At 70.7% G+C, this 25,214-nt stretch carries 21 protein-coding genes; 16 read left to right on the top strand and 5 right to left on the bottom strand.

Annotated elements, in window-relative coordinates:
- Positions 1-52: 52 nt before the first annotated feature.
- The 5 genes from ilvC to OG607_RS13065 all read left to right on the top strand — a co-directional run bounded on the left by ilvC (position 53) and on the right by OG607_RS13065 (position 5,675).
- Complete coding sequence (gene ilvC / locus OG607_RS13085) at positions 53-1,051, top strand: ketol-acid reductoisomerase (RefSeq protein WP_405722746.1); 999 nt, start codon at positions 53-55, stop codon at positions 1,049-1,051.
- Between the two features lie 259 nt (positions 1,052-1,310).
- On the top strand, positions 1,311-2,900 hold the full coding sequence (gene serA, locus OG607_RS13080; RefSeq protein ID WP_405722743.1) for a phosphoglycerate dehydrogenase: 1,590 nt from the start codon (positions 1,311-1,313) through the stop codon (positions 2,898-2,900).
- 148 nt (positions 2,901-3,048) lie between these two features.
- Entirely contained in the window at positions 3,049-4,635 is a 1,587-nt protein-coding gene (locus tag OG607_RS13075) for a DUF2079 domain-containing protein (RefSeq protein WP_405722742.1), read from the top strand.
- 57 nt (positions 4,636-4,692) lie between these two features.
- Positions 4,693-5,046 (top strand): PadR family transcriptional regulator, encoded by a 354-nt coding sequence (locus tag OG607_RS13070; protein ID WP_405722740.1) that lies wholly within the window; start codon positions 4,693-4,695, stop codon positions 5,044-5,046.
- Positions 5,046-5,675, top strand: coding sequence for an HAAS signaling domain-containing protein (locus OG607_RS13065; RefSeq protein WP_405722739.1), 630 nt, complete (start codon positions 5,046-5,048; stop codon positions 5,673-5,675). Before OG607_RS13070 ends, OG607_RS13065 begins: the two co-directional genes overlap by 1 nt.
- 9 nt (positions 5,676-5,684) lie before the next feature.
- Here OG607_RS13065 and OG607_RS13060 read toward each other — a convergent pair whose 3' ends face one another.
- Positions 5,685-6,782: a PucR family transcriptional regulator gene (locus OG607_RS13060; RefSeq protein WP_405722738.1), complete on the bottom strand. Its 1,098-nt coding sequence runs from the start codon at positions 6,780-6,782 to the stop codon at positions 5,685-5,687.
- Positions 6,783-6,975: 193 nt separating this feature from the next.
- On the opposite strand from OG607_RS13060, the gene OG607_RS13055 reads away from it, so the two are divergent.
- Genes OG607_RS13055 through OG607_RS13045 form a run of 3 tightly spaced genes read left to right on the top strand, consistent with a single transcriptional unit; the run spans position 6,976 to position 10,133 of the window.
- Positions 6,976-7,905, top strand: a complete 930-nt coding sequence (locus OG607_RS13055; RefSeq protein ID WP_405722735.1) for a proline dehydrogenase family protein — start codon at positions 6,976-6,978, stop codon at positions 7,903-7,905.
- Between the two features lie 29 nt (positions 7,906-7,934).
- Complete coding sequence (pruA, locus tag OG607_RS13050; protein WP_405722733.1) at positions 7,935-9,566, top strand: L-glutamate gamma-semialdehyde dehydrogenase; 1,632 nt, start codon at positions 7,935-7,937, stop codon at positions 9,564-9,566.
- A gap of 51 nt (positions 9,567-9,617) precedes the next feature.
- Entirely contained in the window at positions 9,618-10,133 is a 516-nt protein-coding gene (locus tag OG607_RS13045; protein ID WP_405722730.1) for a DinB family protein, read from the top strand.
- 379 nt (positions 10,134-10,512) lie between these two features.
- Here the strand turns inward: OG607_RS13045 and OG607_RS13040 are convergent, their stop codons facing one another.
- Positions 10,513-12,117, bottom strand: a complete 1,605-nt coding sequence (locus tag OG607_RS13040; RefSeq protein ID WP_405722728.1) for a purple acid phosphatase family protein — start codon at positions 12,115-12,117, stop codon at positions 10,513-10,515.
- 131 nt (positions 12,118-12,248) lie between these two features.
- Here OG607_RS13040 and OG607_RS13035 point away from each other — a divergent pair, with 131 nt between their 5' ends.
- Both OG607_RS13035 and OG607_RS13030 read left to right on the top strand, forming a co-directional pair.
- Entirely contained in the window at positions 12,249-13,286 is a 1,038-nt protein-coding gene (locus tag OG607_RS13035; RefSeq protein WP_405722725.1) for a 3-isopropylmalate dehydrogenase, read from the top strand.
- Between the two features lie 191 nt (positions 13,287-13,477).
- Positions 13,478-14,566: a branched-chain amino acid aminotransferase gene (locus OG607_RS13030; protein ID WP_329311911.1), complete on the top strand. Its 1,089-nt coding sequence runs from the start codon at positions 13,478-13,480 to the stop codon at positions 14,564-14,566.
- 25 nt (positions 14,567-14,591) lie between these two features.
- On the opposite strand, the gene OG607_RS13025 is transcribed toward OG607_RS13030, so the two are convergent.
- Entirely contained in the window at positions 14,592-16,031 is a 1,440-nt protein-coding gene (locus tag OG607_RS13025; RefSeq protein WP_405722723.1) for a cytosine permease, read from the bottom strand.
- A gap of 145 nt (positions 16,032-16,176) precedes the next feature.
- On the opposite strand from OG607_RS13025, the gene ureA reads away from it, so the two are divergent.
- From ureA to cimA, 6 genes are all read left to right on the top strand, one after another.
- Positions 16,177-16,872, top strand: a complete 696-nt coding sequence (ureA, locus tag OG607_RS13020) for an urease subunit gamma (RefSeq protein ID WP_405722721.1) — start codon at positions 16,177-16,179, stop codon at positions 16,870-16,872.
- On the top strand, positions 16,869-18,560 hold the full coding sequence (locus OG607_RS13015; RefSeq protein WP_405722719.1) for an urease subunit alpha: 1,692 nt from the start codon (positions 16,869-16,871) through the stop codon (positions 18,558-18,560). The genes ureA and OG607_RS13015 overlap by 4 nt, the downstream gene beginning before the upstream one ends.
- 14 nt (positions 18,561-18,574) lie before the next feature.
- Positions 18,575-19,609, top strand: coding sequence for an agmatine/peptidylarginine deiminase (locus OG607_RS13010; RefSeq protein WP_405722718.1), 1,035 nt, complete (start codon positions 18,575-18,577; stop codon positions 19,607-19,609).
- 20 nt (positions 19,610-19,629) lie between these two features.
- Positions 19,630-20,241 (top strand): TetR/AcrR family transcriptional regulator, encoded by a 612-nt coding sequence (locus OG607_RS13005; RefSeq protein ID WP_405722716.1) that lies wholly within the window; start codon positions 19,630-19,632, stop codon positions 20,239-20,241.
- Positions 20,242-20,372: 131 nt separating this feature from the next.
- Positions 20,373-21,446, top strand: a complete 1,074-nt coding sequence (locus OG607_RS13000) for a phospholipase D-like domain-containing protein (RefSeq protein WP_405722714.1) — start codon at positions 20,373-20,375, stop codon at positions 21,444-21,446.
- Between the two features lie 325 nt (positions 21,447-21,771).
- On the top strand, positions 21,772-23,376 hold the full coding sequence (gene cimA / locus OG607_RS12995; protein ID WP_405722711.1) for a citramalate synthase: 1,605 nt from the start codon (positions 21,772-21,774) through the stop codon (positions 23,374-23,376).
- Positions 23,377-23,400: 24 nt separating this feature from the next.
- Here cimA and OG607_RS12990 read toward each other — a convergent pair whose 3' ends face one another.
- Entirely contained in the window at positions 23,401-24,219 is an 819-nt protein-coding gene (locus OG607_RS12990; protein WP_405722709.1) for a class II fructose-bisphosphate aldolase, read from the bottom strand.
- The gene (locus tag OG607_RS12985) at positions 24,216-25,091 is read right to left on the bottom strand and encodes an SIS domain-containing protein (protein ID WP_405722706.1); all 876 of its coding nucleotides are present in this window, start codon (positions 25,089-25,091) and stop codon (positions 24,216-24,218) included. Before OG607_RS12985 ends, OG607_RS12990 begins: the two co-directional genes overlap by 4 nt.
- Positions 25,092-25,214: the final 123 nt, after the last annotated feature.

Raw genomic sequence — 25,214 nt, 5'->3', positions numbered from 1 at the left:
CCACGCGACGTAATGTGTGGGCAACACGCCAGATCCAAGGAGAGACCCCAAAGTGGCCGAGCTGTTCTACGAGGACGACGCAGACCTTTCGATCATCCAGGGCCGCAAGGTCGCGGTCATCGGTTACGGAAGCCAGGGCCACGCGCACGCGCTGTCGCTGCGCGACTCCGGCGTCGATGTCCGCGTCGGCCTCCAGGAGGGTTCGAAGTCCAAGGTCAAGGCCGAGGAGCAGGGCCTGCGGGTCGTGTCTGTCGCCGAGGCCGCGGCCGAGGCCGACCTGATCATGATCCTCACCCCGGACCCGATCCAGGCCCGCGTCTACGAGGAGTCCATCAAGGACAACCTCAAGGACGGCGACGCCCTGTTCTTCGGTCACGGCCTCAACATCCGCTACGGCTTCATCAAGCCCCCGGCGGGCGTCGACGTCGCCCTCGTCGCCCCCAAGGGCCCGGGCCACCTCGTGCGCCGCCAGTACGAAGAGGGCCGCGGCGTCCCCTGCATCGCGGCGGTCGAGCAGGACGCCACGGGCGGTGCCTTCGCGCTGGCCCTGTCCTACGCCAAGGGCATCGGCGGCACCAAGGCCGGCGTCATCAAGACCACCTTCACCGAGGAGACCGAGACCGACCTCTTCGGCGAGCAGGCCGTGCTCTGCGGTGGCACCGCAGCCCTGGTCAAGGCCGGTTTCGAGACGCTGACCGAGGCCGGCTACCAGCCCGAGATCGCGTACTTCGAGTGCCTCCACGAGCTCAAGCTCATCGTCGACCTCATGTACGAGGGCGGCCTGGAGAAGATGCGCTGGTCCGTCTCCGAGACCGCCGAGTGGGGCGACTACGTCACCGGCCCCCGCATCATCACCGACGCCACCAAGGCCGAGATGAAGAAGGTCCTCGCCGAGATCCAGGACGGCACCTTCGCCAACAACTGGATCGCCGAGTACAACGCCGGCCTCCCCAAGTACAACGAGTACAAGAAGGCCGACGAGAACCACCTGCTGGAGACCACCGGCCGCAAGCTCCGCAAGCTCATGAGCTGGGTCGACGAAGAGGCGTAAGCACTCGTCCGGCCGTCGACGGTCCGTGGCCCGACCCGGCCACGGACCGTCGCACAGCCGCCGCTTTATCCACGCCGTACACCCTCGTCAGGGTGATCCTTCCAGGAAGGCGCAGGACCCTGTCCGCCGCGCCGATACACTCCCTTAACAAGCGCGTCAGGCTCACAGCGTCGTGCGTCTTCCACGCGGCATGCCATCCCTCTCCACCGCCTTCGGCCGTCGGGACGCGGCCGTCCGCCAGGGACTAGTGAGGACTCACGTGAGCAACCCCGTCGTACTCATCGCTGAAGAGCTGTCGCCCGCGACCGTCGACGCACTGGGACCGGATTTCGAGATCCGGCACTGCAATGGCGCCGACCGAGCCGAGCTGCTGTCCGCGATCACCGATGTCGACGCGATCCTGGTGCGGAGCGCCACCAAGGTCGACGCCGAGGCGATTGCCGCCGCCTCGAAACTGAAGGTCGTCGCCCGCGCGGGCGTGGGCCTGGACAATGTCGACGTGTCCGCCGCCACCAAGGCCGGCGTGATGGTCGTGAACGCCCCGACCTCCAACATCGTCACCGCTGCCGAGCTGGCCTGTGGCCTGCTGATCTCCGTCGCCCGCAACATCGCGCCGGCCAACGCCGCGCTGAAGCAGGGCGAGTGGAAGCGGAACAAGTACACGGGTGTGGAGCTGGCCGAGAAGACCCTCGGCGTCGTCGGCCTCGGCCGGATCGGCGCGCTGGTCGCCCAGCGCATGTCGGGCTTCGGCATGAAGATCGTGGCGTACGACCCCTACATCCAGCCTGCGCGTGCCGCGCAGATGGGCGTGCGGGTGGTCAGCCTGGACGAGCTGCTGGAGGTTTCGGACTTCATCACCGTTCACCTGCCCAAGACGCCTGAGACGGTCGGCCTGATCGGCGAGGACGCGCTGCACAAGGTCAAGCCGTCCGTCCGCATCGTCAACGCCGCGCGCGGCGGGATCGTGGACGAGGAGGCGCTGGCCTCGGCGCTGAAGGAGGGCCGGGTCGCGGGCGCGGGCCTGGACGTGTACGCGAAGGAGCCGTGCACGGACTCCCCGCTGTTCCAGTTCGACAACGTGGTGGCGACCCCGCACCTGGGCGCGTCCACCGACGAGGCGCAGGAGAAGGCCGGCATCTCCGTCGCCCGCTCCGTACGCCTCGCGCTGGCCGGCGAGCTCGTGCCGGACGCGGTCAACGTCCAGGGCGGCGTCATCGCCGAGGACGTCAAGCCGGGGCTGCCGCTGGCGGAGAAGCTGGGCCGGATCTTCACCGCGCTGGCGGGCGAGGTCGCGGCGCGCCTGGATGTCGAGGTGCGCGGCGAGATCACCCAGCACGATGTGAAGGTGCTGGAGCTGTCGGCGCTCAAGGGCGTGTTCGAGGATGTCGTCGACGAGACGGTGTCGTATGTGAACGCTCCGCTGTTCGCGCAGGAGCGCGGCGTCGAGGTCCGCCTCACCACCAGCAGCGAGTCCCCGGACCACCGCAACCTGGTGACGGTGCGCGGTCTGCTCGCCGATGGCACGGAGGTCGCGGTCTCCGGCACGCTGGCCGGTCCGAAGCACATCCAGAAGGTCGTCGCCGTCGGTGAGGACGACGTGGACCTGGTGGTCGCCGACCACATGGCCTTCCTGCGCTACACCGACCGCCCCGGGGTGGTCGGCAAGGTGGGCCGGATCCTCGGCGAGGCCGGGATCAACATCGCGGGGATGCAGGTCGCCCGGGCGGCGGCCGGCGGCGAGGCGCTCGTCGCGCTGACCGTCGACTCCAGCGTGCCGGTGCAGGTCCTCGCGGACATCGCCGAGGAGATCGGGGCGAGCTTCGCCCGCGCGGTCAACCTGGAGGACTGACCTGGAGGACCGACGCCCTGGCGTCACATCCGCAACGCAGGCCCCGGGAGCAATCCCGGGGCCTTCCTTGTGACCTCCATTGTGACCTCGCCGAACGCCGGTTAGGGTGACCCGGTTGGCGACGTGGACGGTGGGGAGACCGGAACGCATGGGGGCGGGACCGACCACGGAGCAGCAGCAGCGGCTTGTCGACCTCACGTCGGAGAGCCTCCGTACCCGGACACGGGTCCGCAGACGCAGACGCATCCGTACGGTCGCGCTCATCCTCATCTGCTTCGCCTCGATGCTGTCGGTCGGTCTCCAGCAGTGGGCCGACGCCCGGCTCGGCGGCTTCGACCTCGGCATCTTCGACCAGGCGATCCGCGAGTACGCGCACTTCCATCTGCCGCGCTCGCCGATCAAGAACTTCCACCACGAGTTCCCGCCCGCCTTCTCGCTCCTCGGCGACCACTTCTCCCCGGTCCTCGCGCTGCTCGCGCCGCTCTACTGGATCTGGGACGACCCCCGTGTCCTGCTGATCGCCCAGGCCGCGCTCTTCGCCGCCGGGGTACCCCTGGTCCGGCGGATCACCACCCGCTGCTTCGCAGACGCGGCGCCGGAGGCGTCCCGTACCGCCACCGACCTCGCGGGGCTCGTGTACGCCCTGGGCTGGCCGCTGTTCATGGCCTCGCGCGAGGGCTTCCACGAGGTGGCCTTCGCCGTGCCGCTCACCCTGCTGATGCTGGAGCGCGGCCAGGCCCGCCGCTACGGCGGCGTCATCATCGCGGCCGTCCTGCTGCTGTGCACCAAGGAGGACCTCGGGCTGCTGGTGGCGGCGTACGGACTCGTACTCGCCCTGCGCAGCGGCGGCCAGGAAGGCGGGCGGCGCGGTATCTGGACCGGGCTCTGCCTCCTGGTCATCGGCCCGGCCGGCTGCCTGGCCGCGATCCGCTGGCTGATCCCGGCGATGGGCGGCGAGCCCGGCTACTACTGGAACTACGGCAAGCTGGGCCCCGGCGTCCTCGCGGTCGGTGTGCGTCTGCTGACCGACCCGGTCACCTCGTTCTCCCTCGCCGTGGACAGCTGGGCGAAGGTCTCGCTGCTGCTCTGGCTCTTCCTGCCGCTGCTCTTCCTGCCCTTCGGGTCGGCCACCGTGCTGTGCGCGCTGCCGCTGCTCGCCGAGCGGCTCTTCTCGGACAACCCCAGCCACTGGTCGATGTCGCACCACTACGACGCCTTCCTCTGGCCGCTGCTCCTGGTCGCCACCATCGAGACCCTGGCCCGGCTGCACCTGCGCGCCCCCGGCCGCGCCCGCCGCTGGGTCACCCTCTCCGTGACCGCCTGCCTGGCCCTCGGCTTCGCCTTCGGGCTGGCCCGCCTCGCCGACCCCGCGCACTGGCGTCCCACCGCACCCGAGCAGGCCCTCGTCGAGGCCGCCGCCCGCATACCCGACGGCGTCACCGTCGAGGCCGACAACAACGCCGCCCCGCACCTCACCGCCCGTACGCACACCGTCATCGCCGACGACACCCCGCGCGGCGCCGACTACGTCCTGCTGCAGACCAGCCGGCGCACCTTCCCCTTCAGGTCGGCGGCTCAGGAGGAGGCCAGGGTCCGGCTGCTGCTGGCCCACGGCTACGAGGAGCTGTGGGCGCGGGACGGGGTCGTGCTGCTCGTCCGTATGGATGACGAGGCCATTCCCGGCATGCGCATACCGGGTGAGGACAGCATCCCGGTCAAGGACGCCCCGCTGTAGACGATTTGTCACGCAGGTACTTGAGGGGACCAGGCCGTGGCAGGTACCTTGTAACGCATGGAACCTGGCGACGCCCGCAAGACGATGAGTCAACTGCGGCGGGGAGTTCTGGAGTACTGCGTGCTCGCACTGCTCCGGGACCGCAAGCGCTACGGCGTCGAGCTGCTGCGCGAGCTGGGGGAGGTGGACGCCATGGTCACCAGCGAGGGCACCATCTACCCGCTGCTGTCCAGACTCCGCAGGGACGCCCTGGTCGAGACGACCTGGCAGGAGTCCAGCAGCGGCCCGCCGCGCCGGTACTACGAACTGACCCCGTCCGGGGCGCGCGCGCTCGACGAGTTCGCCGCGGCATGGCCCGGATTCAACGACGCCGTCCTGCACTTTCTGACCAAGAACGGGGAATCCACGTGATGACCAAGGACCTGAGAAGCAACGCGCTGGCCGAGGAGTACCTCGCGGAGCTGGGCCGGGCGGCGGCCGCGCTGCCGGTGAACCGGCGGGAGGAGCTGCTCGCCGACGTGCGCTCGCACATAGCGGTCGCCAGGGCCGAGGCCGAGGTGGACGACGAGGAGGCCATCACCCGGATCATCGGCCAGCTCGGCGACCCCGAGGTGATCGTCGCGGCGGCACTGGCCGACCTCCCTGCGGAGCGCCCGCCGCTGTCGGCCGGCTCCTGGTCGATGGAGATCGCCGCCGTCGTCCTGCTGCTCGTCGGCGGATTCCTGGCCGGGGTCGGCTGGGTGGTCGGACTCGTCCTGCTGTGGTCCTCACGGCGCTGGACGATCGCCGACAAACTGCTGGGCAGCCTGCTGATCCCCGGCGGTCTGGTCGTCCCGGCCCTCGCGGTGGGCGGCGCGCTGTTCGGCGCGGCCGAGACCTGCTCGAGCGATTCGGCGACGGTGGGCCAGCCGGAGGTGATGACCTGCAGCGGCGGCGGGGGAGTGGCTCCCGCAGTGGGCATCACCCTGGTCGTCCTTCTGGTGATCGTGCCGATCTTCACCGCGGTCCACCTCATCCGGCGCGCACGCCCGAAGGGCTGAGCTCCCGGCCTACAGGCGGGCGGCCTTCAGCGCCATGTGCAGCAGCAGCCGGTCCTCGCCGTTGGCCAGGTCGAGGCCGGTGAGCTGCTCGACGCGCGAGAGCCGGTAGTAGAGCGTCTGGCGGTGGATGGCCAGTTCGGCGGCGGTGCGGCCGGCCTGGCCGGCGCAGTCGAGGAAGACCTCGGCGGTGCGGGCGAGTTCGGCGTGCTGCGGTTCCAGCAGGGGGCGTACGGCGGGATCCGGGGCGGTGGTGAGGGCGGCGAGTAGGCGGTAGGGGCCGAGGGTGGACCACTCGGCCACCGGGCCGAGCTGGGGGCGGGCCTTGGCGGCCCGGGCGGCGGCCTGGGCCTCGTGCCAGGCGTCGGCGAGCGCGTCCAGGCCCCGGCGGGGCGCGCTGAGCCCGGCGCCGGCGGCCGGGGCGGACTCCAGCAGGCGGGCGCCGGCGGTCCGCGCGGGGGTCAGGACATCCGGAGACCGCAGCCGTACGAGTGCCGCCAGGGCCGGTCCCTGCGGCAGTGCGCAGATCGCCGCCGCCCCCGGCACCGTACGGATGCCCGGGGCCTCCTCCGCGGTCCAGGGCAGTAGGCAGACCAGCGTGTGCCATTCCTCCGAGTCGGCGCCCAGCAGGGCGCGCAGCGGGTCGGCGCCGCCGCCGGTCAGGACCGTGCGCAGCTCGCGTCCGAGGTCGGTGCCGGCCCTCGCCTCGGCGGCGAGCAGAGCGCCGATCCGGGTGGCCGTCTCCATGGCGGCGGTGAGCTGCGGCCCGGTGTGCTCGGCATCGTCGAGCAGCCAGACGTAGCCGTGGACGATGCCCCCGTGGCGCACCGGCAGGCACAGCCGGGGCCGGACCACTCCGGCGTCCGGTGCGGCGGGGATGCGTACGGGGGCGGTGGCGCGGGTGATGCCGAAGCGCTCGAACCACGCGCGGACCTCGGCCGTGGAGCGCCGGGTGAGGATCGAGCGGGTGCGGACCGGGTCCATGGATCCGTCGTCGTCGCTGTCGTGGGCGCCGAAGGCGATCAGCCGGAAGTCGCGGTCCTCCAGGGTTGCCGGGGCGCCGAGGAGGGATGAGACCTCGTCGACGAGTTCCTGGTAGTCAGCGCGCATCCGGCCATTCTCCCTCATGTCCTTCATACAAATGTCTGAGGGGCGTAACCCGGACGCGTGACAGCTGTCGATGGCTCACGGATCGGGTGAACCATAGATTTCACGGCGAATCCTTTCTTCCCAACTTCCCAACTTCCCGTTTTCCCGTCTTCCCGTCTTCCCGTCGCATCCACGCCCCGTCCAGGAGGAGCCCGTGCTGGGTCCCGTGTTGCTCGCCGCCTCGCGCAGCGACCGCATGCGCCGCATCGTCGCCGCGGCGCCGATCACCCGTCCGGTGGTGAACCGTTTCGTCGCGGGCGACGAGCTGCATCCCGCGATGGAGAGCGTCCGCGCCCTGACCGCGTCCGGCTTGGAGGTCACCCTCGACCACCTCGGCGAGGACGTGACCGACAAGGCCACCGCGACCACCACCCGGGACGCGTACCTGCGCCTCCTCGAAGCGCTGGCGGAGACCGGCCTGGGCACCCGCGCCGAGGTCTCCGTCAAGCTGTCCGCCTTCGGCCAGGCGCTGCCGGCCGGCGGCCACGACATCGCCCTGGAGAACGTCCGCCGGGTCGCCGAGCTGGCCACCGAGACCGGCACCACGGTCACCCTCGACATGGAGGACCACACCACCGCCGACTCGACGCTGGCCATCCTCGCCGAGCTGCGCGAGCGGCACCCGGCCACCGGCGCCGTCCTCCAGTCGTACCTCTTCCGCACCGAGGACGACGCCCGCGCCCTCGCCACCGAGGGCTCCCGCGTCCGCCTGGTCAAGGGTGCCTACAAGGAGCCCGCGAGCGTCGCCCACCAGAGCAAGCAGGATGTGGACCTCGCCTACGTCCGCTGCCTGAAGATCCTCATGGCCGGTGACGGCTATCCGATGATCGGCTCGCACGACCCGCGCCTCATCGCGATCACCCAGGAGCTGGCCCACCGCGACGGCCGCAAGCAGGGTTCGTACGAATTCCAGATGCTCTACGGCATTCGCACCGCCGAGCAGCGACGGCTCGCGGAGGAGGGCGAACGGGTCCGCATCTACGTGCCGTACGGAGCAGACTGGTACGGCTACTTCATGCGCCGCCTCGCCGAGCGTCCGGCGAACCTCACCTTCTTCCTGCGGACCTTCCTCCCCACCCGCTGATCCCAAAAGGACACAAGGAGCTGTTTTCCATGGACGCTGTGACCCAGGTCCCCGCCCCGGTCAACGAGCCGATCCACTCCTACGCCCCGGGGAGCCCCGAGCGGTCCCGCCTGGAGGCCAAGCTCAAGGAGCTGGCGGGCAACCCGGCCGACCTCCCCATGACCATCGGCGGCGAGCGCCGCATGGGCGGCGGCGAGCGCTTCGACCTCGTGCAGCCGCACAACCGCGGCGCCGTCCTCGGCACGTACGCCAACGCCACCCACGCCGACGCCCAGGACGCGATCGACGCCGCCCTGGCCGCTGCCCCCGCGTGGCGGGCCATGGCCTTCGACGACCGTGCCGCCATCATCCTGCGCGCCGCCGAGCTGCTGGCCGGCCCGTGGCGCGAGACCGTCGCCGCCTCCACGATGCTCGGCCAGTCCAAGACCGCCCAGCAGGCCGAGATCGACAGCCCCTGCGAACTGGTCGACTTCTGGCGCTTCAACGTCCACTTCGCCCGCCAGATCCTCGCCGAGCAGCCCCCGGCCAACTCCCCGGGCGTCTGGAACCGCAGCGACCACCGGCCGCTGGAAGGTTTCGTCTACGCGATCACCCCCTTCAACTTCACCGCGATCGCCGGCAACCTGCCCACCGCGCCCGCCCTCATGGGCAATGTCGTGGTCTGGAAGCCCTCCCCGACCCAGACCCACTCCGCGGTGCTGCTCATGCGCATCCTGGAGGAGGCGGGGCTGCCCAAGGGCGTCATCAACCTCGTCACCGGCGACGGCATCGCCGTGTCCGAGGTCGCCCTTGAGCACCCCGAACTGGCCGGCATCCACTTCACCGGCTCGACCCGCACCTTCCAGTACCTGTGGAAGACCGTCGGCAACAACATCGAGAAGTACCGCGGCTACCCCCGGATCGTCGGCGAGACCGGCGGCAAGGACTTCGTCGTCGCCCACCCCTCGGCCGACCCCGCGATCCTGAAGACCGCCCTCACCCGCGGCGCCTTCGAGTACCAGGGCCAGAAGTGCTCCGCCACCTCCCGCGCCTACATCCCGCGCTCCATCTGGGACGGCGGCTTCAAGGAGGCCTTCGCCGCCGAGGTCGACGGCCTCACCATGGGCGATGTCACCGACCTCTCCAACTTCATCGGCGCCGTCATCGACGACCGCGCCTTCGCCAAGAACAAGGCCGCCATCGACCGCGCCAAGGCCGACCCCACGGTCGAGGTCGTCGCGGGCGGTACGTACGACGACAGCGTCGGCTACTTCGTCCGCCCGACGGTGCTCGTCTCCACGGACCCGGAGAACGAGATCTTCCGGGAGGAGTACTTCGGCCCGATCCTCGGCGTCCACGTCTACGACGACGAGCGCTACGACGAGATGCTCGCCCAGATGGAGTCCGTCTCCGCCTACGCCCTGACCGGCTCGGTCATCGCCCAGGACCGCGCCGCCGCCGCCCACACGATGGAGAAGCTGCGCTTCGCCGCCGGCAACTTCTACATCAACGACAAGTCCACCGGCGCCGTCGTCGGCCAGCAGCCCTTCGGCGGCGGCCGCGCCTCAGGCACCAACGACAAGGCCGGCGCCGCGTCCAACCTCACCCGCTGGACCTCCGCGCGCTCCATCAAGGAGACCCTCGTCCCGCCGACGGACTACCGCTACCCGCACATGGGCTGAGCCCGGGAAAATGGCCTGACCCAACCGCGCCCCGGCCCTAGCCTGACGGTCATGACCGACACGACCGCAGGCCGGGCCCGGGGCGATCTGGGCCCGCCGCACATCAACACCGACGAGAAGACCACCCTCGTCCTCTTCCTCGACTACCTGCGAGACCGCGTGGCCGCCAAGCTCGAGGGCCTGGCCGACCGCGAGGCCATCGCACCCGGCGTACCGTCCGGCACCAGTCTCGGCGGTCTGGTCAAGCACATGACCGGGGTCGAGCTCAACTGGTTCGTCTGGGCCTACGAGGGCGCGGACGTCCCCCGGTGGGACCACAACGCCCCCGCCACCGAGGACGACACCGCCGAGGCCCTCATCGAGGCCTACCGCGCGGCCGTGGACCGAGCCGGCGCCGTCATCGCGGCCTGCGACGACCTCGACAGGCCCGGCGTACGGTCGCTGCGCGACAACCACCCGGCGCCGTCCATGCGCTGGATCCTGGTCCACATGATCGAGGAGACGGCCAGGCACGCGGGTCACGCGGACATCCTGCGCGAGCAGATCGACGGGGCGGTGGGCCGCTAGGTGGGCCGTCAGGGGTGTCCGGAGGGCGCCGCCGTCTCAGATAGTAGGAAGTCCGACTAACTGTGGAGACAGATGCGCGGACCTGTCCTAGCTTTGTAGAAGCCGAACGTCTCGCTCCACCAGCGACCGGCGGATGAGAGCCGCGCCACCCGTCGCAAGGCAACCCCTTGCCGCGCGCATGCTCCCCGCCTCCGTTCTATGGCGACCTGCCGACTCCTGATGCTTCTTGGAGCTGATCACCATGGACGAGACCGCCCGCAAGAACGCCGCCGAAGCCCTCCAGCGCGCCCTTGACCGCCGTGACAACGGCGGCCGGACGGGGCACGAGCCGCGCTGAACCGCGCGGGCCGAACCCCGTCTCGGATTACTGCCCGGCTTACTACTTCGCCGTACGGGCCACCGTGAAGTGGTCGATCCGCTCGCCGCTCTCGGCGAGCGCGGAGACCGTGAGCTTCGCGGTGTGCCCCTTCGGGGCCGGCTCGACCTCGACCGCGAGGAACGAGTAGCCCGTGTAGCGCACGCGCGACCACTCCACCGTCTCGGTGGCCTTCACGCCGCCCTTGGTCCAGTGGTAGGTGTCGACGCTGTCGACGTCGGCGACATGCCCCTCGTAGCTGTCGGCCACCGGGAAGGCGTAGAGGCTGCGGCCCGCGGCGCCTGCCGTGACGTAGACGATGCCGTCGCGCTCGGAGTGCACCGTGGTGCCGATGGGCGCCTGCTTGGACACCGCGCCGGCCTTGATCGCGTCCGTACGCTCGTACACGTGGTTGTGGCCGTTGATCACCAGGTCCACGCCGTGCTTCTCGAACAGCGGCACCCACGTCTCCTGGACGCCACCCTCGGAGGCGTGCGAGGTGGTGGTCGAGTAGGAGCAGTGGTGGAAGAAGACCACGATGAAGTCGACGCCGGACTGCTTGCGCAGCTCGCCGAGCTTCTTGTCCAGCCACGCGGTCTGCTTGCCGCCGCTGATGCCGTAGTTGGCAGGGATCTCGTACGAGATGTCGTTCGCGTCGAGCGCGACGACCGCGACATTGCCGTACGTGAAGGAGTAGACGCCCGGGAGCTTCTCCGCGTCCGGACCGTTGCCCGGCAGGGTCCAGCGGGCGTCCTGGCCGCCGTAGCCGTTGGGGGAGTACCAGGCCTCCATGTCGTGGTTGCCGACCGCGACCATCCACGGGACGCGGGAGGCGACCGTCTCGGTCTGGGCGAGGAACTGGTCCCAGACGCGGGCGTCGTACGTGTCCGTGCTCTGGCCGGAGCCGGAGGAGTCGGCGTAGCAGATGTCGCCGGCGTGGAGGTGGAAGGAAGGGTTCTGCGCGAGGATGACGGCGTCGTTGCCGAGGGCGTGGTAGCTGACGCCCTGGTCACCGAAGGCGGTGAAGACGAAGCGCTCGTGGTGGGCGGGCGCGGTGGTGAACGTGCCGATCGTGGCGAAGGCGCTGGCGGTGGCCGGGTCGAAGCCCTCGTGGCCCACGCCGTAGTAGTAGGTGGTGCCGGGGCGCAGCCCGTCGAGCGCGGCGTGCAGGTAGTACTGGTCGACCGCCGGGAGCGCGGAGGTGAGCGCGGCCGTGTGCAGCGGGCGCACCTCGGCCTCGATCTTCTTGCCCAGGTCCCACGGCTTGAGGCCGACGCGGACGAACGGCTTCTTCACCGCCAGCGGCACCTGCCAGGAGATCCGGAACTGGGTCTTCGGGTCGGCGCCGAAGGCGAGGTGCCGGCCGAAGGGGGCCACGTGCTTGCCGTCCACCTCACCGGTGGCGGGCTTGCTCAGCTGCCCGGAGGCACGCGAGGCCGTGGTCGTGTCCGCGTAGGCGGTGTAGGCGGAGGAGCCCAGGAGCCCGGCCCCGGCGGCAACCCCCGCCGCCGCGGCGCCGCCCCGGATCACTCTGCGGCGGGAAAGCTTCGCCCGCAGGTATTCGTGCTGCTCGGCCATGCTCATGCGCTCGGCGAGCTGGTCGTCGATCCCCATGCGTGGTGTGTCCATGGCTGCCACGATTCCATCGCGTTTCAACCGGGCAAGGGCATCGGGATGAACGGCACCTGACCGGACCTTCAAGCGTCCGTCATGCGGACACCAAGTGTCATGCAATGGGACGGGCGAGTAGGGTGCCAAGCATGTCTCGCAGCCTCAGTCTCGCAGTGATCCCCGGTGACGGTATCGGCCAGGAGGTCGTGGCCGAGGGCCTCAAGGTGCTCTCCGCCGTCCTCCCGCAGGACGTCAAGCTGGAGACCCAGGAGTTCGATTTCGGCGCCAAGCGCTACCACGCCACCGGTGAGACCCTCACCGACGCGGACCTCGCCGCGCTGAAGGCGCACGATGCGATCCTGCTGGGCGCGATCGGCGACCCCTCGGTGCCGTCCGGCGTCCTGGAGCGCGGCTTCCTGCTCAAGCTGCGGTTCGCCTTCGACCACCACGTCAACCTGCGGCCGAGCAAGCTGCTGCCGGGTGTTTCGACCCCGCTGGCCGGCTCGCCCGAGATCGACTTCGTCGTGGTCCGTGAGGGCACCGAGGGCCCGTACACCGGCAACGGCGGCTCGATCCGCACCGGCACCCCGCACGAGGTGGCCACCGAGGTCAGCCTCAACACCGCCTTCGGCATCGAGCGCGTGGTCCGGGACGCGTACGCCCGTGCCCAGGCCCGCCCGCGCAAGAAGCTGACCCTGGTCCACAAGAACAACGTGCTGGTGCACGCCGGTCACCTGTGGACCAACATCTTCAACAAGGTCGGCGAGGAATTCCCCGAGGTCACCACCGACTACCTGCACGTGGACGCGGCGACGATCTTCCTCGTCACGCAGCCCGAGCGCTTCGACGTGATCGTCACCGACAACCTCTTCGGCGACATCATCACCGACCTCGCCGCCGCCGTCTCCGGTGGCATCGGCGTCGCCGCGAGCGGCAACATCAACCCCAGCGGCGACTTCCCCTCGATGTTCGAGCCGGTCCACGGCTCCGCCCCGGACATCGCGGGCCAGGGCAAGGCCGACCCGACCGCCACCATCCTGTCGGTCGGCCTGCTGCTCCAGCACCTCGGCTACCCGGACGAGGCGGCCAGGATCGACGCGGCGGTCGCCGAGGACCTGGCATCCCGTTCCGTCGCCCGCTCGACCTCCGAGATCGGCGACGCGCTCACCGCCCGGGTATCCGGCTGACCGCCGGACCGGACACCAGCCGGCCCGGCGACTGACAGACCTCTCGGGCCGCACGTGTATGTCCACGGCCCCACCGCTGCGATAATCGGCGGTGGGGCCGCTGTGCGAGGGGAAACTCGGACGTCCTAGGAGTAAGCAGGAGGACGGCGGGTGCGGTCCGCTCCGACCTTGACGCCAAAGGATCACGACACATGACGACGCCCACGATCGAGCTGAAGCCCTCCTCGCACCCGCTGTCCGACGCGGAGCGCGAGGCGATTCTCGCCAACCCCGGTTTCGGCCGGCACTTCACCGACCACATGGTGACGATCCGCTGGACCGAGGGCCGCGGCTGGCACGACGCCCAGCTCGTCCCGTACGCGCCGCTGTCCATCGACCCGGCGAACATGACCCTCCACTACGCCCAGACGATCTTCGAGGGCCTCAAGGCCTACCGCCGCCCCGACGGCAGCGTCGCCACCTTCCGGCCGGAGGCCAACGCCAAGCGCTTCCAGTCCTCGGCCAGGCGGCTCGCCATGCCCGAGCTGCCCGTCGAGACGTTCATCGCCGCCGTCGACGCCCTGGTCACCCAGGACAAGGCATGGGTCCCGGCCCATGGCGGTGAGCAGTCGCTCTACCTGCGGCCCTTCATGTTCGCGGCCGAGGTCGGCCTGGGCGTCAAGCCCGCCAACGAGTACCTCTTCATCGTCATCGCCTCCCCGGCAGGCGCCTACTTCCCCGGTGGCGTCAAGCCCGTCTCCATCTGGCTCTCCGAGGACCGCGTCCGCGCCGTCCCCGGCGGCATGGGCGACGCCAAGACCGGCGGCAACTACGCCGCCTCGCTGCTCGCCCAGGCCGAGGCCGCCGCCAAGGGCTGCGACCAGGTGGCCTACCTCGACGCCGTCGAGCACAAGTGGGTCGAGGAACTCGGCGGGATGAACCTCTACTTCGTCTACGGCGACCGCATCGTCACCCCCACTCTCACCGGCTCCCTCCTTGCCGGCGTCACCCGCGACTCCCTTCTGAAGGTCGCCCGCGACCTCGGCTACGAGTCCGAGGAAGCCCGGGTCTCCATCGACCAGTGGCAGACCGACACCGCCAACGGCACCCTCACCGAGGTCTTCGCCTGCGGCACCGCCGCCGTCGTCACCCCCGTCGGCACCGTCAAGCGCTCCTCCGCCGAATGGACCCAGAGCGACGGCCGGCCCGGCGAGGTCACCCTCCGCCTCCGCGAAGCGCTTCTGGCCATCCAGACCGGCCGCGCCGCCGACACCCACGGCTGGATGCACGACCTCGGCTGACCGCCGCAGGGGGCGGGGTGGTGGATCACACCCCGCCCGCGGCCACCGGCGCCGGAGTCGATGCCGGGGCCGGGGCCGGAACGGGGTGCGGCCGCCCTGCGCTGAGCGCGACGTACGCGGCAGCCGCGATCGCCCCGGATATCAGAAAGCTCAGGTCGACCCCGCCGGTGAGGCGAAGCAGCGCTCCGCTGTAGAGCGGTGTGTCCACCGCCGTCAGCCCCACTGCCGACCCCACCGCCCAGGCGACCGTGGCCTGGACGTTCCATCCGCCCCGGTACCAGTACATCCCGCCCACCGTCCCGCGGTTGTAGACCTGCAGGGACTCCGCGTCGTAGACGCCCCCGCAGCGCCGGAAGCCCAGCAGGGTGATGACCGCCCACGGCGTACCCACAGCCGTGAGCACCAGCACGAACGAGGTCATCGCGTCCTGCGCGGCCCACGCGAAGTGCCCGAGGTAGACCAGCAGCGTGGAGACCCCGGCCACGGCATACGTGGCCTGAGTGCGCGTGGCCCGCGGCAGGATCGCGTCGAGGTCCAGGCCCATGCTGTAGAGCATCAGCCCGGCGTTGCCGACCGAGCCCGCTGAGGCGTTGATCAGCAGGAAGAGCAGATACCAGCCCGGCGCGGCGGCGACCAGCGGTCCCGCGTAGTCCGTGCCCGCACCCACCGCGAGGGCGGTGAACGTGCCGAAGAGCTGTGGGACGAGCAGACCGATGACAAGGCCGAGGCAGGCCGCCCAGAAGACCCGGGGCTGGGAGACGCGGCGCGGGGAGATGTAGCGGGTGTAGTCACCGAGCAGCGTGATGAAGGCGATGGGGCCGCTGAGCCCGGCGGAGACGGCGGCGAGCAGCCAGGTCGGCCAGAAGCCGCCGAGCAGGTACTCCGAGCCGGCGGGGGCGGCGGTGGTGAACATGCCGGCGTACGCGATGAAGCCGACGGCCAGCAGCAGGGTGAGTCCGACGGCGAGGGCGCGGCTCAGCCGCAGCAGCATGCGGTAGCCGAAGACGGCGGAGGTCGCCGTGCAGGCGGCGAGCAGCGCATAGACGATGGCGTAGGTGACGCCACCGGTGGGCAGGCCGATGAGCCGGTTGAGACTGCCGACGACGGCGTCGCCGCCGACCCAGAGGGTCAGGGCGGTGTAGCCGAGCGAGAGCAGCAGGCCGATGACCGAGCCGAGGAGCCGCCCCCGCACGCCGAAGTGTGCGCCGCTGCTGGTGGACAGGTTGGTGGCGGTGCGCAGCGAGACCAGGGCGAGCGGGGCGACCAGCAGGGTGCCGACCAGGGTGCCGGCCACGAGCGCGCTGAACGACGCCCACCAGCCGAGCCCGAAGGAGACCGGCAGCCAGCCGAAAACGATCACGCCGAGGGCGAGGTTCGAGCCGAGCAGGATGCTGACGAGGTCCCGGGGGCCGCTGGTCCGCTCCTCGTCGGGGACGGTGTCCACTCCCCGCTGTTCGATCTGCATGGGCGAGCTCCCTGGAGGAAAGTTAGAGCGCTGTTCTAAGTTCGTCCACTGTCCCCCACGACCCGTTCAAGGTCAAGACTTCACATTTCGGAAGTCTTGATTTAGAGTGGCGTTCTAAGACTTTGATCGCGGGAGGTGCGGCGACATGCGGTTGACCCCGACGGAACGCGACCGCCTGCTGCTGTTCGGCGCAGCGGAGCTGGCCCGGGCGCGGCGGGCCAGAGGTCTGCGGCTCAATGTGCCGGAGGCCACCGCGCTCATCGCGGACACGGTCTGCGAGGCGGCGCGGGACGGCGCCCGCCTCGCGGAGGCGATCGACGCGGCCCGCGGCGTGCTCGGCCCGGACGACGTGCTGCCCGGCGTCGCCGACATCGTCACCGAGGTGATGGTCGAGGCGGTCTTCGACGACGGCTCCCGGCTCGCCGTGGTCTCCGACCCGATCGGCGGCGGCTCCCTGGAGGAGGCGGCCCCGGGCGCGGTGCTGCCCGGCCCGGCCTGTGCCGAGCCCGCCTCCGCGATGCTGGTGACCGTACGGAACACCGCGTCGGTGCCGGTCAGTGTCACCTCGCACTTCCACTTCTTCGAGGCCAACCCCCGGCTGGACTTCGACCGCGCCGCCGCCTACGGCATGCGGCTCAACGTCCCGGCCGGCTCCTCCGTCCGCTTCGGCATCGGCGAGGAACACGAGGTCGGGCTGGTCCCCATCGGCGGTGCCCGCGTCGCCATCGGCTTCGCCGGACTGGTCGACGGACCTCTGGACGCGCCCGGCGCGAAGGAAGAGGCGCTGCGCCGCGCGGCCGCCTGCGGCTACCTCGGAGCGGAAGCAGGAGCAGAGCGATGACCGCGATCGATCCCCACGAGTACGCGGCCGTGCACGGCCCCCGTGCCGGCGACCGGGTCCGGCTCGGCGACTCGGGCCTGGTGGTCCGCGTCGAGTCCGACTCGCAGCGGCCCGGCGACGAGTTCCTGGCCGGCTTCGGCAAGACCGCCCGGGACGGGCTGCACCTCAAGGCCGCCGCCGTCCGGGAGACCTGCGATGTGGTGATCAGCAATGTGCTGGTCATCGACACGGCGGTGGGCATCCGCAAGGTGTCCGTCGGCATCCGCGAGGGCCGGATCCATGCCATAGGGCGCGCCGGCAACCCCGACACCATGGACGGCGTCGATGTCGTGGTCGGCACCGGCACCTCGATCGTGTCCGGCGAGGGGCTCATCGCCACCGCGGGGGCCGTGGACACCCATGTCCATCTGCTCTCGCCCCGGATCATGGAGGCCTCGCTGGCCTCGGGCGTGACCACGGTCATCGGCCAGGAGTTCGGCCCGGTGTGGGGCGTCGGTGTCAACTCGCCGTGGGCCCTGCGCCATGCCTTCAACTCCTTCGACGCCTGGCCGGTCAATGTCGGCTTCCTGGGCCGCGGCTCGTCCTCCGATCCGGCCCCGCTGGTCGAGGCGCTGGCCGAGGGCGGTGCGTCCGGTTTCAAGGTGCACGAGGACATGGGCGCCCACACCCGCGCCCTGGACACGGCACTTCGGGTCGCCGAGGAGCACGACGTCCAGGTCGCCCTGCACAGCGACGGGCTGAACGAGTGCCTGTCGGTCGAGGACACCCTGTCCGTCCTCGACGGCCGGACGATCCACGCCTTCCACATCGAGGGCTGCGGCGGCGGACATGTGCCGAACGTGCTGAAGATGGCCGGCGTGCCCAATGTCATCGGCTCGTCCACCAATCCAACCCTGCCCTTCGGCCGGGACGCGGTCGCCGAGCACTACGGGATGATCGTCTCCGTGCACTGTCTCAAGCCGGACCTGCCGGGCGACGCCGCGATGGCCCGGGACCGGATCCGCGCCGGGACGATGGGCGCCGAGGACGTGCTTCACGACCTGGGCGCGATCGGCATCACCTCGTCCGATGCGCAGGGCATGGGCCGGGCCGGCGAGACCGTACGCCGCACCTTCGCGATGGCCGGGAAGATGAAGGCCGAGCTCGGGCCCATGGAGGGCGACGGGCCGGCGGACGACAACGCGCGCGTGCTGCGCTACATGGCCAAGCTCACCATCAACCCGGCGATCGCCCATGGCCTGGCCCATGAGATCGGCTCGATCGAGGCAGGCAAGCTCGCCGACATCGTGCTGTGGCGGCCCCAGTACTTCGGGGCCAAGCCGCAGATGGTGCTGAAGTCCGGCTTCCCGGCCTACGGCGTCACCGGCGACCCCAACGCCGCGACCGACACCTGCGAGCCGCTGGTGCTCGGCCCGCTGTTCGGGGCGCACGGCGCGACGGCCGCCGACCTCTCGGTCGCCTTTGTCGCCCGCGCCGCCGTGGAGTCCGAGGCCGACCGGATACCGACCCGTCGCCGCCGGGTCGCCGTCCGGGGCACCCGGGGCATAGGCCCGGCCGACCTCGTCCTCAACTCCCGTACCGGGCAGGTGGATGTGGACGGCCGCACCGGACTGGTGACTCTCGACGGCGCCCCGATGCGCTCCGAGCCGGCCGACCAGGTCTCCCTCAGCCGCCTGTACTTCTTGTGACAAGGACCCCTGCCATGAGCAACTTCCCGGCCGCCGACGGCTTTTCGATGCCCGCGGAATGGGCCCCGCACGAGCGCACCTGGATGGCCTGGCCCTCCCCGAGCGTCACCTTCGAGGACGACGCCGACCTGGACGGGTCCCGCGACGTCTGGGGCGAAGTGGCCCGTACGATCGCCGGCTTCGAGCCGGTGACCGTCGTGGCCCGCCCGCAGGACGCGGCGGGGGCACGCGAGCGGCTGGGCGACAGGATCGAGGTGGTCACAGCGCCGCTTGACGACGCCTGGATGCGGGACATGGGCCCCACCTTCCTCACCGGCAACGGCGGGCTCGCCGCCGCCGACTGGACGTTCAACGGCTGGGGCGCCCAGGAATGGGCCGCCTGGGAGCACGACTCCAGGATCGGCGCCCTCGTGGCCGAGCGGGCCGGCGCCCGCCGCTACGCGACCTCCTTCGTCAACGAGGGCGGCGGCATCCACATCGACGGCGAGGGCACGGTGCTGCTCACCGAGACCGTCCAGCTCGACCCGGGCCGCAACCCCGGCTGGACCCGCGAGCGGGTCGAGCGGGAGCTGCACGGCTTTCTCGGGACGAGCACGGCGATATGGCTGAACCGAGGCCTCACCGCCGACTACGGGCGCTTCGGCACCCGGGGCCATGTCGACATCGTCGCCGCCTTCGTCAGGCCCGGCGTGGTCGTCGTCCACAGCCAGCAGGACCCGGCTCACCCCGACCACGCGGTGTCCCAGGAGGTCATCGGCCGGCTCCGCGCCTCCACCGACGCCCGGGGCCGACGGCTGGAGGTCGTCGAGCTGCCCGCCCCCGAGGTCCAGCGGGTGGACGGCGAGCTGGTCGACTACTCGTACGTCAACCACTACCTCTGCAACGGAGCCGTCATCCTCTGCGCCTTCGACGACCCGGCGGACAAGATCAACGCGGGGATCTTCCAGGAGCTCTTCCCGGACCGCGAGATCGTGCTGGTGGACGCCCGTACGATCTTCGCCCACGGGGGTGGTATTCATTGCATAACGCAGCAGCAACCCAAGGCCTGACCAGCAGCACGGAGGAAGCGGTGACCGACCCGGCTCCCCGCCCCCGGCGGCGGCAGAAGCAGCCCCGCGAGGATGTGATGGCCGCCGCCATGCAGACCATCGCCGAGCGCGGGCTGTCCGAGCTGACCATAGCGGGGCTCGGCCGCCAGGTCGGCATGAGCAGCGGCCACGTCCTCTACTACTTCGGCAGCAAGGACGAGTTGCTGCTCCAGACCCTGGAGTGGAGCGAGGAGCAGCTCGGCCACGAGCGCCGCAAGGCCCTGGCCCGCCGGGAGGCGCCCCGCGAGCGGCTGGAGGCGGTCATCGACCTCTATCTGCCCGACGGCCGCCGCGACCCGCGCTGGACGCTGTGGTCCGAGGTCTGGAACCGGACCTCGGCGGCCGAGGAAGTCCTCCTCCGGCAGCTCGAACTGGAACTGGTCTGGCACCGCGACCTGGTGGCCCTGCTCGCCGAGGGCATCTCCCGGGGTGACTTCCGCCCCGTCGACCCCGAGCGCTTCACGGTCCGGCTGCGCGCACTCCTCGACGGCTTCGGGGTCCCGCTGGTCGTCGGCCTGCCCGGCACCGACCGCGACGATGTGCTGGCGCACATCAGGGAGTTCCTGGACGAGGCTCTCCTGCCGCGGCCCTAGGGCCTGTCCGGCGGATGGCCGTGGCCCAAGGAATCGTGTCTCCCGGGCCATCCGCAGTCAGGGAATCCGCAAAGCCGGGGCCAAATTCTACGCGCGTAACCCTCCTGTCGGCGGCTGGACATGTTCTTGTCATGAACACCCTGTTACTTCTGGTGCGGCGCAGCAATGCCCAGTGCTCCACCCCCACACCAGGAGGCACCGTGCACCCCACCGTCACCCGCCACGCCCGCCGGATAGGCACCGCCGCCACCGCGCTGCTGGCCCTGGCAGGCACCGCCCTGGCCACCGCGATACCGGCCAATGCCGCGTCGTACGGCATCATCGTCCAGCCGGACCAGGGCATCACACCCATCTACACCCTGATCAACTCCGCGACGTCCACCCTCGACCTCACCCTCTACGAACTGGTCGACACCACGGCCGAGCAGGACCTGGTCGCCCGGGAGAACGCCGGAGTCGATGTCCGCGTGGTCCTCGACTCGCGGCAGAAGACCACCAACCAGGCCGCGTACACCTACCTCACCGACAACGGGGTCGGGGTCGCCTGGTCGAGCAGCAAGTACTACTACACGCACGAGAAGTCCTTCGCGATCGACGGCACCAAGCTCGTCGTCATGAGCGGCAACCTCACCACCCAGTACTACTCCGCCGACCGCAACTACAGCGTCACGGACACCGACGCCGCGGACATCACCGCCTTCGAGACGGTCTTCGACGCCGACTACGCGGGCACCACCGTCACCCCCGGCGACGGCGACCACCTGGTCTGGAGCCCCACCGACTCCCAGTCCAAGCTCCTCGCCCTGATCAACGGGGCCAAGAGCACGCTCCTGGTCGAGAACCAGGAGATGGGGTACTCCACCATCGTCAACGCCCTGGTCGCCGCCGCCGCGCGCGGGGTCTCGGTCAAGGTCGTCATGACCAACAGCGGCGACGACTACGCCAGTGAGTTCGACACCCTCACCGCGGGCGGCGTCAGCGTCAGCACCTACGCCGACACCGCCTCGCTCTACATCCACGCCAAGGCGATCGTCGCCGACTACGGTCTGTCCAGCCTGAAGACCTTCGTCGGATCGCAGAACTTCTCCTCCACCTCCCTCAACAGCAACCGCGAGCTGGGCATCATCCTCACCAGCACGGTCGTGGCGAACGGCGTCGAGCCGGTGATCGCCTCCGACTACTCGGGCGGCACCATCTGGTCGTAACGGCGGGCGATGCGGGCACCCCGGCCAGGGGTGCCCGCATCGTGAGACCCTCCGACGGACCGGCACGACCTGTGCGAGGATGCCAGCGTGCTCATCCTCGCCACGATGATTATTGGCAGGGCGCGCCGGTCCGCAGTGACCGCCCCGTAGACGACATACGGAGCCGATCACCGTGTCCCAGACCCGCGCGCAGACCTCTCGTACCCACGAGGGGTTTTTTCGTTTTCCGGCCCACCACACGCCGGCGGCGGAGCGCGAGGGATGATGGGGGCAAGTGGATCTGGACATTCCGGATACCGCTCACCCGACAGGAGTTGGAAAGACCATGACCGCCGAACTGGACGACAGCTTTCACGTCTTCGACACCACGCTGCGCGACGGCGCACAGCGCGAGGGCATCAACCTCACCGTCGCCGACAAGCTGACGATCGCCCGGCACCTGGACGACTTCGGGGTGGGCTTCATTGAGGGCGGCTGGCCCGGTGCCAACCCGCGCGACACCGAGTTCTTCGCCCGCGCCGCCGCCGAGCTCGACTTCAAGCACGCCAAGCTCGTGGCCTTCGGCGCCACCCGCCGGGCCGGCGGCAACGCCGCCGACGACCCGCAGGTCAAGGCACTGCTCGACTCCGGCGCCCCGGTGATCACGCTGGTCGCCAAGTCCCACGACCGCCACGTCGAGCTCGCACTGCGCACCACCCTGGACGAGAACCTGGCGATGGTCCGCGACACCGTCTCCTACCTGCGCTCCCAGGGCCGCCGCGTCTTCGTCGACTGCGAGCACTTCTTCGACGGCTACCGCGCCAACCCCGACTACGCCAAGTCCGTGGTGCGCGCCGCCCACGAGGCCGGCGCCGACGTCGTCATCCTCTGCGACACCAACGGCGGCATGCTCCCCGCCCAGGTCCAGGCCGTCGTCGGCGTCGTACTCGCCGACACCGGCGCCCGCCTGGGCATGCACGCCCAGGACGACACCGGCTGCGCCGTCGCCAACACCCTGGCCGCCGTCGACGCCGGCGCCACCCACGTCCAGTGCACCGCCAACGGCTACGGCGAGCGGGTCGGCAACTCCAACCTCTTCCCGGTCGTCGCCGCCCTGGAGCTCAAGTACGGCAAGAGGGTGCTGCCCGAAGGCGCCCTTGCCGAGATGACCCGCATCTCGCACGCCATCGCCGAGGTCGTCAACCTCACCCCCTCCACCCACCAGCCCTACGTCGGCGTATCCGCCTTCGCCCACAAGGCCGGCCTCCACGCCTCCGCCATCAAGGTCGACCCCGACCTCTACCAGCACATCGACCCCGAGCTGGTCGGCAACACCATGCGGATGCTCGTCTCCGACATGGCCGGCCGCGCCTCCGTCGAGCTCAAGGGCAAGGAACTCGGCGTCGACCTCGGCACCGACCGCGACGCCATCGGCCGCGTCGTCGAGCGCGTCAAGGCGCGCGAACTCCAGGGCTACACCTACGAAGCGGCCGACGCCTCCTTCGAACTGCTGCTCCGCGAAGAGGTCGAGGGCCGCCCCTACCGCTACTTCCGCGTGGAATCCTGGCGCGCCATCGTCGAGGACCGTCCCGACGGCACCCACGCCAACGAAGCCACCGTCAAGCTCTGGGCCAAGGGCGAGCGCATCGTCGCCACCGCCGAGGGCAACGGCCCCGTCAACGCTCTCGACCGCGCCATGCGCGCCGGCCTGGAGAAGATCTACCCCCAGCTCGCCAAGCTGGAGCTCGTCGACTACAAGGTCCGCATCCTGGAGGGCAAGCACGGCACGGAGTCCACGACCCGCGTGCTGATCACCACGAGCGACGGCCAGGCCGAGTGGGCCACGGTCGGCGTCGCCGAGAACGTCATCGCCGCGTCCTGGCAGGCCCTGGACGACGCGTACGCGTACGGGCTGCTGCGCGCGGGCGTGGAGCCGGAATCGCAGGCGTAACCCCAGCCAGGGCCGCAGCCACCGTCAGCGCTTCGCGAGGAGGGCCAGCAGCCGCGCGACCTCGGCCGTCACCGCCTCCCGGGCGGGGCCGAGGTACCGCCGGGGGTCGGTCAGCGCCGGGTCCGCGTCCAGCACCGCGCGCAGCGCCCCGGTAAAGCGCCCATTGAGGTGCGTGGCGATATTGACCTTGCGCATGCCGTGTTCAACGGCACGCGCAAGGTCCGCCTCCGGCACCCCCGATGACCCGTGCAGCACCAGCGGCACCGGTACCGCGTCGCGCAGCCGCCCGATCAGCTCGAAGTCCAGCCGGGCATCGCGCGTGCGCATGGCGTGCGACGAGCCGACGGCCACGGCGAGCGCGTCCACGCCGGTCGCGGCGACATACGCGGCCGCCTCGTCCGGATCCGTACGGGCGCCGGGAGCGTGGACGCCGTCCTTGCCGCCGATCTCGCCGAGTTCGGCCTCCAGCCAGACGCCGGAGGCGTGGCAGAGCCCGGCCATGGCGGCGGTGGCGGCGACATTCGCGTCATACGGGAGGGTGGAGGCGTCGTACATCACCGAGGTGAAGCCGAGGGCGACCGCCTCCTCGACCAGAGCGCGGTCGGTGGCGTGGTCCAGGTGCACCGCCACCGGAACGGCGGCGGAGCGGGCGATGGCGAGAGCGGCGGCGCCAATAGGGGCCAGGGCGCCGTGGTGGCGGACGGTGTTCTCGCTGATCTGCAGGACGACCGGCAGTCCGGCGCGTTCGGCGCCGGCGGTGATGGCCTCGGCCTGCTCCAGGAGGATGACGTTGAAGGCTCCGATGCCGTGGTCGCCCAGGGCCCCGGTGCCGGCGAGCGTCATGGAAGGACCACGGAACGGGTGAGATTGCGCGGGCTGTCCGGATCGAGGCCATGGGCCTGCGCGATGGCGACCGCGAGCCGCTGGACGCGGATCAGGTCGGCGAGCGGGTCGAGCGGGCTCGCCTCCAGCACACCGCCGGTGCGGGCGATGTCGGCGGCCAGCCCGTCCGGCAGCCCGCCGAAGGCCCAGGCGACCCGGCCCGGCCCGGTGATGGAGATCGGGCCGTGCCGGTACTCCATGGCCGGGTACGCCTCGGTCCAGGCGCAGGCCGCTTCGCGCATCTTCAGCGCCGCCTCCAGCGCGAGGCCGTAGGCCCAGCCGGTGCCGAGGAAGCTGAACTGCTCGGCGTGCAGGAGCGCTTCGGGCAGTGCCTCGCCGATCGCGCGGCGCGCGTCGGCGACGGCCGGGGCGATGTCCTGGCCGAGGTGGGTCCGCAGCAGCGCGAGCACACTGGTCGCGAAACGGGTCTGCACAACGGACTTCTCGTCGGCGAAGTCCAGCGTGACCAGGTCGTCCGCGATGTCCGTGATCGGCGTGTCCGGGTCGCCGATGACGGCGATGGTACGGGTCGTGCCGCGCACCCGGCGCAGCAGCTCCAGCACCTCCGTGGTCGTCCCGGAGCGCGTGATCGCCACGATCCGGTCGTACTCCCGCCCGTACGGGAACTCCGATGCCGCGAAGGCGTCCGTCAGGCCCTGGCGGGCGACGCGCTCGCGCAGCGCGGCGTACGACTGGGCCATGAACCACGACGTGCCGCAGCCCACCACCGCGACGCGCTCGCCGGGGGCGGGGAGGACGGCTGAGGGGGCCAGCGCGGCGGCGCGCTGCCAGCACTCGGGTTGGGTGGCGATCTCTTCCGCGGTGATCGACATCGGGCTGCATCCTCCGCCGGAAAGGAGGAGTACCCACTCCTCGCCACTCTCAACGTATAGCGCACCAGTGGGCTTGCGGCAAGGCCCGGGTCGTCCCGCAGAATTGCCGACCGAGGCCAGGAC

It is taken from the genome of Streptomyces sp. NBC_01537, from assembly GCF_045040445.1.
Taxonomy (GTDB): domain Bacteria; phylum Actinomycetota; class Actinomycetes; order Streptomycetales; family Streptomycetaceae; genus Actinacidiphila.
This window is presented reverse-complemented; position numbering and strand designations above follow the sequence as displayed.

Bases quoted from the DNA above. Each gene is read 5' to 3' on its own strand.
- OG607_RS13010 (WP_405722718.1), top strand. From the start codon at position 18,575: ATGAGCAACTTCCCGGCCGCCGACGGCTTTTCGATGCCCGCGGAATGG.
- OG607_RS13015 (WP_405722719.1), top strand. From the start codon at position 16,869: ATGACCGCGATCGATCCCCACGAGTACGCGGCCGTGCACGGCCCCCGT.
- OG607_RS13045 (WP_405722730.1), top strand. From the start codon at position 9,618: ATGACCGACACGACCGCAGGCCGGGCCCGGGGCGATCTGGGCCCGCCG.
- OG607_RS13040 (WP_405722728.1), bottom strand. From the start codon at position 12,117: ATGGACACACCACGCATGGGGATCGACGACCAGCTCGCCGAGCGCATG.
- OG607_RS12990 (WP_405722709.1), bottom strand. From the start codon at position 24,219: ATGACGCTCGCCGGCACCGGGGCCCTGGGCGACCACGGCATCGGAGCC.
- OG607_RS13075 (WP_405722742.1), top strand. From the start codon at position 3,049: ATGGGGGCGGGACCGACCACGGAGCAGCAGCAGCGGCTTGTCGACCTC.
- OG607_RS13025 (WP_405722723.1), bottom strand. From the start codon at position 16,031: ATGCAGATCGAACAGCGGGGAGTGGACACCGTCCCCGACGAGGAGCGG.
- OG607_RS13030 (WP_329311911.1), top strand. From the start codon at position 13,478: ATGACGACGCCCACGATCGAGCTGAAGCCCTCCTCGCACCCGCTGTCC.
- OG607_RS13000 (WP_405722714.1), top strand. From the start codon at position 20,373: ATGAACACCCTGTTACTTCTGGTGCGGCGCAGCAATGCCCAGTGCTCC.
- OG607_RS13060 (WP_405722738.1), bottom strand. From the start codon at position 6,782: ATGCGCGCTGACTACCAGGAACTCGTCGACGAGGTCTCATCCCTCCTC.
- pruA (WP_405722733.1), top strand. From the start codon at position 7,935: ATGGACGCTGTGACCCAGGTCCCCGCCCCGGTCAACGAGCCGATCCAC.
- OG607_RS13035 (WP_405722725.1), top strand. From the start codon at position 12,249: ATGTCTCGCAGCCTCAGTCTCGCAGTGATCCCCGGTGACGGTATCGGC.
- ureA (WP_405722721.1), top strand. From the start codon at position 16,177: ATGCGGTTGACCCCGACGGAACGCGACCGCCTGCTGCTGTTCGGCGCA.
- OG607_RS13070 (WP_405722740.1), top strand. From the start codon at position 4,693: ATGGAACCTGGCGACGCCCGCAAGACGATGAGTCAACTGCGGCGGGGA.
- OG607_RS12985 (WP_405722706.1), bottom strand. From the start codon at position 25,091: ATGTCGATCACCGCGGAAGAGATCGCCACCCAACCCGAGTGCTGGCAG.
- OG607_RS13065 (WP_405722739.1), top strand. From the start codon at position 5,046: ATGACCAAGGACCTGAGAAGCAACGCGCTGGCCGAGGAGTACCTCGCG.
- cimA (WP_405722711.1), top strand. From the start codon at position 21,772: ATGACCGCCGAACTGGACGACAGCTTTCACGTCTTCGACACCACGCTG.